General features: G+C 63.2%; 12 protein-coding genes. 2 read left to right on the top strand and 10 right to left on the bottom strand.

From position 1 onward, the window contains the following. Positions 1 to 7: 7 nt before the first annotated feature. From KHP07_RS19675 to KHP07_RS19630, 10 genes are all read right to left on the bottom strand, one after another. Positions 8 to 703 carry an ABC transporter ATP-binding protein gene (locus KHP07_RS19675; protein ID WP_214497828.1) on the bottom strand — a complete coding sequence of 232 codons (696 nt, stop codon included), beginning with the start codon at positions 701 to 703 and terminating at the stop codon, positions 8 to 10. Beyond that, the gene (locus KHP07_RS19670) at positions 703 to 1,452 is read right to left on the bottom strand and encodes an ABC transporter ATP-binding protein (protein WP_214497827.1); all 750 of its coding nucleotides are present in this window, start codon (positions 1,450 to 1,452) and stop codon (positions 703 to 705) included. Before KHP07_RS19670 ends, KHP07_RS19675 begins: the two co-directional genes overlap by 1 nt. Beyond that, on the bottom strand, positions 1,449 to 2,459 hold the full coding sequence (locus KHP07_RS19665) for a branched-chain amino acid ABC transporter permease (RefSeq protein WP_078049324.1): 1,011 nt from the start codon (positions 2,457 to 2,459) through the stop codon (positions 1,449 to 1,451). The genes KHP07_RS19670 and KHP07_RS19665 overlap by 4 nt, the downstream gene beginning before the upstream one ends. A gap of 1 nt (position 2,460) precedes the next feature. After that, complete coding sequence (locus tag KHP07_RS19660; protein ID WP_016974865.1) at positions 2,461 to 3,321, bottom strand: branched-chain amino acid ABC transporter permease; 861 nt, start codon at positions 3,319 to 3,321, stop codon at positions 2,461 to 2,463. 57 nt (positions 3,322 to 3,378) lie between these two features. After that, on the bottom strand, positions 3,379 to 4,581 hold the full coding sequence (locus KHP07_RS19655) for an ABC transporter substrate-binding protein (protein ID WP_078049323.1): 1,203 nt from the start codon (positions 4,579 to 4,581) through the stop codon (positions 3,379 to 3,381). Between the two features lie 242 nt (positions 4,582 to 4,823). Then, complete coding sequence (locus KHP07_RS19650) at positions 4,824 to 5,594, bottom strand: FadR/GntR family transcriptional regulator (RefSeq protein ID WP_078049322.1); 771 nt, start codon at positions 5,592 to 5,594, stop codon at positions 4,824 to 4,826. Positions 5,595 to 5,701: 107 nt separating this feature from the next. Continuing rightward, positions 5,702 to 6,451, bottom strand: coding sequence for an alpha/beta fold hydrolase (locus KHP07_RS19645; protein ID WP_214497826.1), 750 nt, complete (start codon positions 6,449 to 6,451; stop codon positions 5,702 to 5,704). Positions 6,452 to 6,558: 107 nt separating this feature from the next. Next, positions 6,559 to 7,977 (bottom strand): efflux transporter outer membrane subunit, encoded by a 1,419-nt coding sequence (locus KHP07_RS19640; protein ID WP_214497825.1) that lies wholly within the window; start codon positions 7,975 to 7,977, stop codon positions 6,559 to 6,561. After that, a complete protein-coding gene (locus KHP07_RS19635; protein ID WP_214497824.1) occupies positions 7,970 to 9,940 on the bottom strand; it encodes a MacB family efflux pump subunit in 1,971 nt (656 codons plus the stop codon). Before KHP07_RS19635 ends, KHP07_RS19640 begins: the two co-directional genes overlap by 8 nt. Before the next feature lies 1 nt (position 9,941). Then, on the bottom strand, positions 9,942 to 11,111 hold the full coding sequence (locus KHP07_RS19630) for an efflux RND transporter periplasmic adaptor subunit (protein ID WP_078049318.1): 1,170 nt from the start codon (positions 11,109 to 11,111) through the stop codon (positions 9,942 to 9,944). Positions 11,112 to 11,367: 256 nt separating this feature from the next. Here KHP07_RS19630 and KHP07_RS19625 point away from each other — a divergent pair, with 256 nt between their 5' ends. Both KHP07_RS19625 and KHP07_RS19620 read left to right on the top strand, forming a co-directional pair. Continuing rightward, positions 11,368 to 11,850 (top strand): sigma-70 family RNA polymerase sigma factor, encoded by a 483-nt coding sequence (locus KHP07_RS19625; RefSeq protein ID WP_078049317.1) that lies wholly within the window; start codon positions 11,368 to 11,370, stop codon positions 11,848 to 11,850. A 120-nt stretch (positions 11,851 to 11,970) separates the two neighbouring features. Beyond that, positions 11,971 to 13,308, top strand: a complete 1,338-nt coding sequence (locus KHP07_RS19620) for a lysine N(6)-hydroxylase/L-ornithine N(5)-oxygenase family protein (protein WP_214497822.1) — start codon at positions 11,971 to 11,973, stop codon at positions 13,306 to 13,308. The last annotated feature ends 45 nt before the right edge of the window (positions 13,309 to 13,353 follow it).

Genomic DNA, 13,353 nt, shown 5'->3' with positions numbered 1-13,353 from the left:
TCTCCGGTCAGGCACTCAGGGCCAAATAACGGTTTTTGATCGTAGGGTCGGCGCGGAAAGCTTCGGCGCTGCCTTCGTATACGACACGGCCCTGTTCAAGTACGTAATGGCGGTCGGCGAGCTTGTCGCAGACCATCAGGTTCTGTTCCACCAGCAGTACCGGCAGGCCGTCGTCCTTGATCTTGCGCAGGATCTTCACCAGCTCGTCGACGATCACCGGGGCCAGGCCTTCGGTGGGTTCATCGAGGATCAGCAGCTTGGGGTCGTTGAGCAGCGCGCGGGCGATGGCGAGCATCTGTTGCTCGCCGCCGGACAGCGCGTGGCCAGCGTTTTTGCGCCGTTCCTTGAGGCGCGGGAACATGGCGTACACGTCTTCGAGCTGCCAGCGGCTGGTCTTGCGTGCGGCGATGCGCAGGTTTTCCTCGACCGTGAGCAGGCGGAAGATCCCACGGTTCTCCGGCACCAGCGCCAAACCCTGGCGGGCAATTTCAAAGATCTTCTGGCCCACCAGTGCCTGGCCGTTGAAGTGGATCTGGCCCTGGCGCGGGCAAATGATGCCGAGGATGCTGCGCAGGGTGGTGGTCTTGCCGGCGCCATTACGGCCCAGCAGCGTCACCAGCTCACCGGGGTTGACGGTCAGCGACACGCCTTCCAGCACGTGGCTCTTGTCGTAGTAGGAGTGGATATTCTCGACGATCAGCATCAGGCAGCCTCCCCAAGGTATGCAGTGCGCACACGTTCATCGGCGCGCACGAATTCCGGCGTGCCTTCCACCAGGATCTGGCCGTGGCTCATCACTGTGATGCGTTGGCTGATGGACATGACAATGCTCATGTTGTGTTCGATCAGCAGCACCGTGTGGTCGCGGCCGAGGTCGCTGATCAGCTGGGTCATGATCGGGATATCGTCGATGCCCATGCCCGAGGTGGGCTCATCCAGCATCAACAGTTTCGGTTTGGAGCAGATCGACATGCCCACCTCCAGCACCCGCTGCTGGCCGTGGGACAACTCACCGGCCAGGGTGTCGGCGCGGGCCGTGAGTTGCAGGCGTTCCAGCACCTGGTCGGCCATCTCCAGGTGTTCGCGCTTGCTGTCCACGCGGCGCCAGAAATTCAGTGCGCGTGCACCGTCGCGGCCCTGGGCGGCGAGGCGCAGGTTTTCGCGCACGCTGAGGTTCTGGAACAGGCTGGTGAGCTGGAACGAGCGCGCCATACCCAGGCCGACGCGGCCGTGGGCAGGCTTGCGCATCAGGTTCTTGCCGTCGAAGTGGATCGCCCCGGCGGTGGCCTGGCGTTCGCCGGTGAGGCAGTGGAACAGGCTGGTCTTGCCCGCGCCGTTGGGGCCGATGATGGTATGGATAGTGCCCGCCTCGACCTTGAGGTTCACGCCGTTCACCGCGTAGAACGCGCCATAGGCGAGTTCCAGGTCTTTGGTTTCCAGCAGGATGCTCATAGCCCTTCCTCCTTGGCGACGACGACGCTCTTGCGGCTGCCGCGCACCTTCTCGAACAGCGACGCCAGGCCGCCCCACAAACCGCCGCGCATGAAGATCACCACCAGGATCAGGATCACCCCCAGCAGCATTAGCCAGCGTGGCCACAGGTCGGAGAGGAAATCTCCGAGCAGCACGATGGAGCCGGCGCCCAGCAACGAGCCGAACAACGAGCCGGTGCCGCCGACGATGGTCATGATCAGGATGTTCTCGGACATCGCCAGGTCGATATTCGACAACGGCACAAAGTGCAGCAGCATCGCGTACAGCGCCCCGGCAATCCCGGTCACCGCGCCGGACAGCACAAACACCAGGATCTTGAAGTGGCGTGTGTCATAGCCGATGGCCGAGGCCCGGGTTTCGTTTTCGCGGATCGCCATCAGCGTGCTGCCGAAGGGCGAGGCAATCACCCGGCGTGCGCCGATGAAGATCAGCAGGAACAGCACCGCGACAAAACCGTAGAAGGCACGGGCATCGGCCAGCGACAACAACACGGTGTCCCCCAGGCGAATCTCCGGGCGCGGCACGCTGAGCAGGCCGTTGTCGCCGCCGGTCCAGTCACTGAGGGTGTAGGCGACGAAGTAGGCCATCTGACTGAAGGCCAGGGTCAGCATCACAAAGTAGATGCCGGTGCGGCGGATCGCCAGGGCGCCCACCAGCAAGGCCAGGAACCCACCGGCGATGGCGGCGCCGAGCAATGCGGTGAACAGCCCCAGTTGCAGGTGGATCATCAGCAGCGCCGCGCAATACGCGCCGGCGCCGAAGAAGATGCCTTGGCCGAATGATAATAATCCGGTGTAGCCCAGCAACAGGTTGCAGGCCAGGGCGGCCATGGCAAAGATCAGGATCTCGGTGGCCAGGGTCGCCGAAGGCAATATCAACGGCAGGCCAATCAGCACCGCCAGCACCCACAGCAACATGGCCTTGGACTGGGTCTTGGCAAACGGCAGGGGATTTTTCTCGCTCATGTCAGGCTCTCCCGAACAGGCCGTAGGGACGGACCAGAATCACCACGGCCATGGCGCCGTAGATCATCAGGCTCGCACCCTGGGGCCAGAGTGTGGTCATCAGGCTTTGCACCACGCCCACCAGCAAACCGCCGACCAGCGCACCGCTGAACGAGCCCATGCCGCCGATCACCACCACCACGAAGGCGACGCCGAGAATTTCCGGGCCGACGAAGGGCTGGGCGCCGCGCAATGGAGCGAACAGCACGCCCGCAACGCCGGCCAGGGCTACGCCGAGGGCGAAGGTCATGGAGAACAGGCGGAAAATGTTCGTGCCCAGCAGCGACACGGTTTCGGTGCTTTCACTGCCGGCCCGCACCAGGGCGCCGAAGCGCGTGCGTTCCAGCAGCAGCCACAGGCCCAGGCCGACCAACCCGGAGAATACGATGAGGAACAGGCGGTAGTAGGGGTAGACGAAGTCACCCACCACCAGCACGCCGCGCAGCAGTTCCGGCACGGCGACGCTCTTGCCCACCGGGCCCCAGATCATCACGCTGGCTTCCTGGATGATCAGCGCGATGCCCAGGGTCACCAGGATCTGGAACATGTGCGGCAAGTGGTAGATCCGCTGGATCAGCAATCGCTCGATGGCCCAGGCCAACGCGGCCACCACCAACGGCGCGATCAGCAGCGCCAGCCAGAAGTTGCCGGTGAGGCTCACGGCGGTGTAGCAGATGTAGGCGCCCAGCAGGAAGAACGCACCGTGGGCGAAGTTGACGAAGTTGAGCAGGCCGAAAATGATCGTCAGCCCGACCGCGATCAGGAAGTAGATCATCCCCAACCCAAGGCCGTTGAGGATCTGGAACAGGTAGAGATTTAGCATGCAGGAACCCTCGGCAGGACGCCGCTTGCGCGGCCCTGCGCTACAAAATTCAGGGGATCAGCCGAGCGTGCAGCCCGTGGCTTCCACTGGCGGGAACGACTGGCCGGCACTGAGCACCTTGGCCAGGTCATCCTTGTCGGCCATGTCGGCCGTGGCCTTGCCGATCAGCAGGTAGTAATCCTTGATCACCTGGTGGTCGCCGGCGCGGATCGATTCCTTGCCGGTGGGGCCTTCGAAGCTCAGGCCCTGCATGGCCTTGGCCACGGTCGGCCCGTCAAAGCTGCCGGTGGCGATGATGGTGTCGAGCATGACCTTGGTGCTGATGTAGTCGGCGGCCAGCGGGTAGGTGGGGTTGATGCCGTATTTGGCCTGGGTGAGCTTGACCAGTTCACGGTTGAGCGGGGTGTCGACCTGGTGCCAGTACTGCGCGCCGAGGTACACGCCCTCCAGCACATCGCTGCCCAGTTCCTGGAACTGGTCGAGGCCGGCGGACCACACCAGCAGCACCTTCATGCGTTCCTTGATGCCGAAGTTGACCGCCTGGCGCAGGGTGTTGGACGACTGGCTGCCAAAGTTGAGCAGCACCAGCACATCGGGCTTGGCGGCGATGGCGTTGGTCAGGTAGCCGGAGAACTCCTGTTCCTGCAACGAGTGGTAGCTGTTGCCGATGTGTTCCAGGCCGTTTTCCTTGAGTACATTTTTTGCGCCTTCGAGCAGCGCTTCACCAAACACGTATTGCGGGGTGATGGTGTACCAGCGCTTGGCGTCCGGCAGCAGCTTGATCAGCGGCACCAGGGTCTCGCGGATGGCACCATAGGTGGGCACCGACCAGCGGAAGGTCGCAGGGTTACAGTCCTTGCCGGTGACTTCATCGGCGCCTACCGGGGTCATGAATACGCCACCGACCTTGTCCACTTCCTTGGCCACCGCCAGTGCCGACGATGACAAGGTGCAGCCCTGGAAGAACCGCGCGCCGTCCTGCTGGATGGCTTCCTGCACCTTGCGCACGGCCTTGCCGGCGTTGCCTTCGGTGTCGATGACCTTGTAGTTCAGCGGGCGGCCGAGCAGTTCGGGGTGTTGCTCCACGGCCAGGCGTGAACCCATGTCGGCAAATTTGCCATAGCTGGCAAACGCGCCAGACATGGACTTGAGGCCGTAAAAGGTAAAGGGCTCGGCGGCGAATGCCGAACGCACGCTCAGCGGAAGGCTGAGGGCGGCGGCGGCGGTGAGACTGGCTTTCAACAACGTACGACGCTGCATGGGGTGACTCCCTGGTTTAGTTATTGGCAGGAGTGGCAATGGCGATACGGTGGAGCAAGGGCCTGTGGGCAGGCCTGTTATTGGTTGGGGCAAACGCTCTAACGGTTGGACCTGGATCGAGTGTGGGAGCTGGATTGCCTGCGATGCAGGCGCCTCGGTGTTTCTGTCAAACCGAGTCGATGCATTCGCAGGCAAGCCAGCTCCCACATTGATCGGGTTTCCACAGTAGGTACCGTGGTGTGTCAGTGGGTGTGATCGAACTCCAGTAGAAAATGCGGGCTGACCTGGCCTTCAAGGGCGGTCATGTGGTGTTCGGCATCGCACATGTGCTCATGCATCAAGCTGCGCACCGCGCTTTCATCCCCGGCGCGAAAGGCGGCCAGCAACTGCTTGTGATAATCCAGGTTGGCCGCGTCGAATTGCTTGCGCTTGGGCTTGTAGGCTTTTTTCAGCACCACCAGGTCGCGCAGCAGGTCGTTGAGGAATTGCGCCATGAAACTCAGCAGCGGGTTGGGGCAGGCCTTGGCCAGCAGGTTATGGAACTCCAGTTCCGCCAGGCGTTGCTCGCGTTGGCCGGCCTCGCTGTCTTCCGGGGCGCTGCAGAAATCCACGTTGTCTTGCAGGGCCTGGTAGTCGTCTTCGCTGAGGCGCCCCAACACCGACACGGCCAACTCCACTTCGATGACTTTGCGCAATTGGTACACCTGCTCGCCGTCCAGGTGCTGGAAGTGCAGGTAGTTGCGCAAGGCGCGGCTGGCCGGCTCGGTGCCCGCCTGGTTCAGGTACGCGCCGCCGCTGGGGCCGGTGCGCGTGCTTACCAAGCCTTCCACTTCCAGGGCCTTGAGCGCCTCACGGGCCGAGCCCTTGGAGCACTGGAAACTCTCCATCAGCTCACGTTCGGTGGGCAGGCGGTCGCCGGGCTTCAGGGCGTCGGTGACGATGGAGCGCTTGACCGACTCGACAATCACATCGGACAGCTTCTGGCGTTTGCGTCTCAGCGGGCGGCTTAGCATGGGTTCGATTTATCGTATTAATGCGGATAAATAGCACTTAATAACGATCGCGGTGCAGCGTCAACGGCGGGTGTCGTTTTCGATGGCAACAGGTCGCAAACGGGTTGCTACTCCGTGTTTGCGGAATCAAGGCAACGCGTGGATCGCGGCGGTTGCTTGCCGTAGACCAAGAAGTCGCCCACCCAGCGGTTGATACACGCGCTGGCGTCCTGTTTGACCGGCTCTTTGAGGCGCAACTGTTCGACCAGGGGAGCGGCCGTCACGGGCTGTTGCCCGTTGACCAGCACCATGCGCGCCACCCGTTCGGGAAACTGCGCGGCGTAATGGTTACCCAGGCGGGCGGCAGTGGCGTGGCCCAGGTAGAACATTTGGGCATCGCCGAGTTGGCTACGGACGAACTCCAGGTCTTGAACTGCCTGTTCGATGGCGGTCTCGTTGCTGAGGTCGCGGGTGCTCAGTTCGATGACATCGTAGCGGTTGACCAGTGTGCGATAGGCCGGGTTGGCGTGGGCGCCCCAGAGGCTGGTCAGGCTGATGGCAAAGGTGCCGCCCTGGTGCTTGCGTGCGGTGTCGCCGGCCTGGGCAAACACCACGCCTAGCCGATTCAATGGGTCTCTGGCACCGACGCGGGTCAAGTAAAGGCGCAGGTTGCCTTGCCGGGGCGCGGCATGGTTGCGCGGTACGGACACAGTGCCGCATTGGGTGCGTTCCAGCACCTCGGGGTCCAGGCGGTCAGCGGTGGGGAAAGGGCAGTCCAGCAGCCAGTCGATGGCGGTGGGGGGAATCAGCGGCTGGGCAGCGGCAATGCCTGCGGTCAGCCAGAGGCAGGCGCACAGCAGGTGTCTTGCAACAGTCATCGAGAGGTCCTGGGCGGCCGTGTGGTGGCGGCTTTTTTACCAAGGACCCTGGCTCGATGAATGTAGGGTGAAAAGACGACTTGTGTACGAAACCGGAGTTTTGTTTATCAGAAACCTTGCTTATCAGAGCGCTGTATTTGCCAACCGCCCCCCAGCGCTTTGTACAAGGCGATGCTGGCTTGCAGGCGTGACAGGCGCAGTTGCACGTTCTGGTCCTGCGCCGCATACAGGGTGCGCTGGGTTTCCAGCACCGTGAGCAGGTCTTCTGCGCCTGCCTGGTAGCGGCTCTCGGCGATCTGAAAGGCACTCTGCGCCTGTTGCAGTTCTTCCGTTTGCCATTGGCGTTGCTGGTCGAGGCGAGTGATGCTGCTGAGGGCTTTTTCCACATCGGCAAAGCCATTGATGATCGCGCCGCGATAGGTTTGCAGCAGTTCATCCTGGCGGGCGCGGGCCTTGTCGCGTTCAGCGCTTAAACGACCGTTGTTGAAGATCGGACCCACCAGGCCGGCGGTCAGCGTGTAGTAGGGGCTGCGCAGCACATCCATGGCTTTGTAGGCATCCGAACCCAGGGTCGCGCCGAGGGTGACGGCGGGCAGCATCGCCGCGCGCGCCACGGTGACGTCGGCCTGGGCCGCTGCCAACTGAGCCTCGGCCTTGGCGATATCGGGCCGGCGGCTGAGCAATTGGCTGGGCATGCCAGCGCCGATGTCCGGCCAGGTGAGTGCCTGGAACGGTTCTGCCCCCAGGTTCAGCGCCTGCACCGGCTGGCCGAGCAGGGCGGCGAGGGTGATGCGAGATTCTTCGGCCAGTTGCTGGATCAGCGGTAACTGGCGCTGCTGGCTGGCCACCAGGCTTTTTTGCTGGGCCAGTTCCAGGGCGGTGGCGGAGCCGGCGTCGTAGCGGGTTTGTACCAGGTCGAGCACGTTGCGTGCATTGGCCAGGTTCAGCGCGGCGATCTGCTCGCGCTGGTGGGCGGCGAGGGTCTGGGCATAGCGGTCCGCCACGCTGCTGAGCAAGGTCAATTCCACCGTGGCTTGGTCAAACTCGCTGGCGCGCAGGCTCTGCAGGGCGCTGTCACGGGCGGCCGCGCGGCCACCCCAGAAGTCCACTTCGTAACTGGCGGTGAGGTTGGCACCAAAGTTATCGACGGCGTCATCGCTTTGTGATGCGTCAAGGTCCGGCCCACCTTTGCCGCGCAGCAATTTCTGATGGCTGGTGGCGAGGTTGAACTTCACTTCCGGCAACAACGGTGCACCGGCAATCACCGCGCTGGCCTGGGCCTGGCGCACACGGGCCGTAGCGGCGGCCACGTCGAAGCTGTCGCGGCGGGCCTGGTCGACCAGGCGGTTCAACTGCGGGCTGCCGAATTGGGTCCACCACTGCTGATTGGTGGCTTGCGCCGCGTCACGCTCGGCGTACTGCCAGGCGACGGGCGGGGCGATGCCGCTGTCGAGGGCGGCAGGGTTGCCGGCGCAGGCACTGAGGAACACGCACAGGCCGGACACGCACAGGGATCGTTTATTCACTGGTCAACGCCTTAACCGGATCGAGCCGGGCAGCTTTACGGGCCGGCATAAAGCCGAATACGACGCCGGTGACCAGGGCGCAACCAAATGCGCCCAGCACGGCCACCAGGGAAAACTGCACCGCCACCTCGGCCAGCACCAGCACGCCTCCCACCATCAGGGCCAGGGCGATACCGCACAGGCCACCGACCACCGAGAGCATCACCGCCTCGGTGAGGAACTGGCGCAGGATGTCGCGCTGGCGTGCACCGGTCGCCATGCGAATGCCGATTTCACGGGTACGCTCGCGCACGGTCATCAACATGATGTTCATCACCCCGATGCCGCCCACCAGCAGGGAAATCGCGGCAATCGAACCCAGCATCAGCGACAGCGTATTCTGCGTGCGGGCCTCGGCCTGGATCATCGCGGCGTTGTTGGTCAACTCGTAATCACGCTTGCCGTTGTGCAGCTTTTGCATCAACTGGTCGATGGCCACCTCGGCCTCGTGCACCTTGCGCGCGTCGGCTGCGGCGATCACCACATATTCGGGGTTGTAGTTGCCGAACAGGCGCACGCTGGCGGCGGTGTAGGGGATGGCAATACGGTCGTCACTGTCCTTGTTGCCGGAGCTGGCGCCTTTTTCCGCGAGTACGCCGATCACCTGGAACGGTACGTTTTCAATCAGGATGTACTGGCCGATAGGGTCGACCTCGCCCTTGAACAGCTTCTCACGCACGCGATGACCGATCACCGCGACGGTGGCGGCTGCGCGCTCATCGGCTGCGGTGAAGTAATTGCCCTCGACCACCGGCCAATTGAAAATCGCCGGGAAGTTGGTGTCGTTACCGCCCACATAGGCCATGTAGTCAACGTTGCCGAAACGCACCCCGGCCTCGCTGCCATTGACCGGCATGATGCGCTGCACCTGGGGCAAAGCCGCCAGCGCGTGGACATCGTTGAGGGTCACGATCCCCATGGGCGTGCGCGGGTTGGGCGACGAACCACTGAGGTAGAGAATGTTGGAGCCGAATGCACCCATCTGCGCCATGACTTGGCGCTTGCTGCCTTCGCCCACCGCCAGCATCACCACCACCGATGCCACGCCGATAATGATGCCCAGCAGCGTCAGCGCGGTGCGGAAACGGTTGATCCACATCACTCGCCAGGCGGCCTGCACCGCGTCCACCAGTTCGGCTTTCCAGGCGCCATTGTGCTCGGCGCCGTCGGCCAGGCGCTGGCGCAGGTCCACGGCTTGCAGGGCGCCGGTCGTGGCGACGGGGACGGCGTCGCTGTCATCGGCCGAGTCACTGATGATCAAGCCGTCGCGAATCTCGATGATGCGGTTGGCCCGCGCCGCGACTTCGCGGTCGTGGGTGATCAGGATCACCACGTGGCCCTGGCTGGCCAGCTCGTCCAGCAGGGTCATGACCTCGGCGCCGCTGTGGCTGTCGAGGGCGCCCGTGGGTTCGTCGGCAAGGATGATATGCCCGCCGTTCATCAACGCACGGGCGATGGACACCCGTTGCTGTTGGCCACCGGAAAGCTGATGCGGACGGTTGCCGGTGCGCTCGGCCAGGCCCAGGCGCGTGAGCAGGGCGTTGGCGCGGGCATGGCGCTCGGTGGCGCTGATACCGGCATAGATCGCCGGCATCTCGACGTTTTCCTGGGCCGAGCCCGAGGGAATCAAGTGGTAGCCCTGGAACACAAAGCCAAAGGCTTCGCGGCGCAGCCAGGCCAGTTCGTCACTGTCCAAGTGCGCGACGTTCTCGCCGGCGAAGAGGTAGTCGCCGACGCTTGGACGGTCGAGGCAGCCGAGGATATTCATCAGCGTGGACTTGCCGGAGCCGGAAGCGCCGACGATGGCGACGAATTCCCCGGCATGGATGGCCAGGTCGATGCCGCGCAATACGTCGACCTGCGGGCTGTCGCCGCCGCCGTAGGACTTGCGGATGTTCTTGAGTTCGATCAGGGGCGTGGTCACCTCAACCCCCGTTGCCGTCGGCCGGGCCGATCAGCAGTTGGTCACCTTCGTTCAGGCCGGCGAGCACCTGCACGCGCAGGCGGTCGCTGATGCCGACCTGCACTTGGCGCTGCTCGATACGGCCGTTCTTGCCCACGACCTGGGCGATCTGCTGGCTGGCGTCCGAGGTTCCCTGCAGCGCAGCGACCGGTGCCGTCAGCGTGTCCTTGGCCTGGCTGGCGACGAAAAACACCTGGGTAGTCATTTCGGCCATCAACGCGTTGTCGCTGTTGTCCACATCCAGCAACACGGTGTACAGCACCACGCGGCCGCTGCCGCTTTTATTCGAACTGTTGGGGCTACCGCTGCCCTGGGTTTCATTCAATGGCTTGGGCGGGATCGGCAGGATCTGCCGCACGGTGCTGGTCCAGCGTCGGTTGCCGCCGCTCAGGGTGGTGAAATAGGCGGTCATGCCCGGTTTGACGTGGCCGATATCGGCTTCCGAGACTTCCGCCCACACGGTCATCGGTGACAATTTGGCGATCCGCAAGATCAGTGGGGTCTGCTGCTGGGCATTGAGGGTCTGGCCGACCCGCGCGTCCACCGCGACCACAGTGCCGGTCATTGGCGCGTAGATACGCGTGTAGCCCAACTCGGCCTCATCGCTGCGCAGGCTGGCCTGGGCTTGCTGGATCTGCGCCTGGAACATGTCGACCCGGGCCTGGGTGGCGCTCAGTTCGGCCTTGGCGGTTTGCACATCTTCTTCGCGGGTGGCGTTGCCAGCGGCCAGGCGCTGCTGGCGCTGGTACTTCTGGCGCGCCAGTTCGTGCTGGGCCTTTTGCTCCTGCAACTGGGCCTTGAGGTTTTCGATGGCGTAGCGGCTGGCGTCGAGCTTGGCTTTTTGCGTGGACGGGTCGATTTCCACCAACAACTGGCCTTCCTGGACCTGGTCGCCCGCCTCGACGTGGATCTTGCGGATCTGCCCCGACGCCTGGGCGCCCACGTCCACGTAGCGACGCGGCTGTAATGTGCCCAGGGCGGTCACGCTGTTCTCGATATTGCCGCGGGTGACGGTGACGGTGGTGAGGGTGTCACGCCCCGGCGGCAGCACCTGCCAGGCCGCGACGGCAATCAGGGGGATCAGGCACGCGATAACGAGCAAGGCGCGTCGGGCAGGTCGAGGGCGTTTCATGCTTGGGTTTCCAGCCAGGAAAGTTCGGACCGCAGTTGCGGGAGAGCTGACAAGTAAACGAGAGAATTGCGCGGGGATTTAGGCGGTTACATAAGCAGTTACAGCTCCCTTGAAGAAAAAATTCGTCCGTTGATGCAAGTCTGCTTTAAAAGTAGATGAGAATTACTATAAATTGCACGCACTCAAACTGCCATCACCTTAACGCTGTCTTTTTTGCACCCAGGGACCTAATGCCGCTACCCGGCGGCCGGGAGTCATGTTGGAAAACTACTATCGCGAGCTGGTGTGTTTCCTCAACGCCAAGCTGGGCAACCGTCAGGTGGCCGAGGATGTGGTGCATGACGCGTATGTCCGGGTGCTGGAACGTTCCAGCGACACCCCCATCGAACAACCCCGCGCCTTTTTGTACCGTACCGCGCTCAACCTGGTGATCGACGGCCACCGGCGCAATGCCTTGCGCCAGGTTGAACCCCTGGACGTGCTGGATGCCGAAGAACGCTTCGCCAGCAGTTCGCCCCACACCAACCACGACCACGCCCAACGCCTGGAACTGCTCGAACGCGCCCTGGCCGAGCTGCCGCCGGCCTGTCGCGACAGCTTCCTGCTGCGCAAGCTCGACGGCCTCACCCACCTGCAGATCGCCGAGCGCCTGTGCATTTCCCGCGCCCTGGTGGAAAAACATATCGTCAACGCCATGAAGCACTGCCGGGTGCGGATGCGCGAGTGGGAAGCGCACTGATCACTGATCAGTTAAATTTTATTTCACTGTCCTCGTTTCCTATCAACACACGGCCTGTTGTTCAGGCCTTGAAAGGTATTCCCGCCCCACCGCCAAGGGGCTTATCCAGAGGACACTGGAATGACACAGGCAATTGCTTCGCCCGCGGTTCACGACCTGATCGGTATCGGTTTCGGCCCTTCGAACCTGGCGCTGGCCATCGCCCTGCAGGAGCGCGAAAAGGCCCAGGGCAAACTGGACGTGCTGTTCCTGGACAAACAAGCCGACTACCGCTGGCACGGCAATACCCTGGTGACCCAGAGCGAACTGCAGATCTCGTTCCTCAAGGACCTGGTGACCCTACGCAACCCCACCAGCCCGTACTCGTTCGTCAATTACCTGAAAGCCCACGACCGCCTGGTGGACTTCATCAACCTGGGCACCTTCTACCCGTGCCGCATGGAGTACAACGACTACCTGCGCTGGGTCGCCGGGCAGTTTCAGGCCCAGGCGCGCTATGGCGAGGAAGTGTTGGCCATCGAGCCGATCCTGCACCAGCAGCAGGTCGAAGCCCTGCGTGTGATCTCCCGTGATGCCCTGGGTGAGCAGCATGTGCGCACCACCTGTTCGGTGGTGGTCAGCGCCGGTGGCACGCCGCGCATTCCTGAAGCGTTCAAGGCGCTCAAGGGCGACAGCCGGGTGTTCCATCATTCCCAGTACCTGGAGCGCATGGCGACGCAGCCGTGTGTCGACGGCAAGGCCATGCGCATCGCCATCATCGGCGGTGGCCAGAGCGCAGCCGAAGCCTTTATCGACCTGAACGACAGCTTCCCGTCGGTGCAGGTCGACATGATCCTGCGCGGTTCGGCGCTCAAGCCCGCGGATGACAGCCCGTTCGTCAACGAAGTGTTCTCGCCGGCCTTCACCGACCTGGTGTTCCAGCAAGAGGGCGCCGAGCGTGAGCGCCTGGTGGCCGAGTACCAGAACACCAACTATTCGGTGGTGGACCTGGACCTGATCGAACGTATCTACGGCATCTTCTACCGCCAGAAAGTCTCCGGCATCGCCCGCCAGGCCTTCCGCACCATGACCGTGGTGGAAAAGGCCACCCCAGGCCCGTTGGGCATCGAGCTGGTGCTGCGCAACAACGCCAACGGCGACACCAGCGTCAACCATTACGACGCGGTGATCCTGGCCACTGGCTACGAGCGCCAGACACACCGCGCGCTGCTGGCGCCGCTGGAAGCCTACCTGGGCGACTTCGACGTGGCGCGTGACTACCGCATCGTCACTGACGAACGTTGCAATGCCGGCATCTATATCCAGGGCTTCAGCCAGGCCAGCCATGGCTTGAGCGATACCTTGCTGTCGGTGCTGCCGATTCGCGCGGATGAGATTGCGGCGTCGTTGTATGCGCTGGACCGTGGGCGCGACAAAGGGCGTTCGGTGCAGGACCTGTTGCTCGCCACCGCGAGCTGACAGGCTGCACTTGTGACCTGGAGGGTTGGCTGATACTGTACAAAA

The organism is Pseudomonas sp. VS40 (genome assembly GCF_018587885.1).
Lineage (GTDB): Bacteria > Pseudomonadota > Gammaproteobacteria > Pseudomonadales > Pseudomonadaceae > Aquipseudomonas > Aquipseudomonas pergaminensis.
Note: the sequence above shows the minus strand (reverse complement) of the source record. Positions and strands in the feature narration are given on the sequence as shown.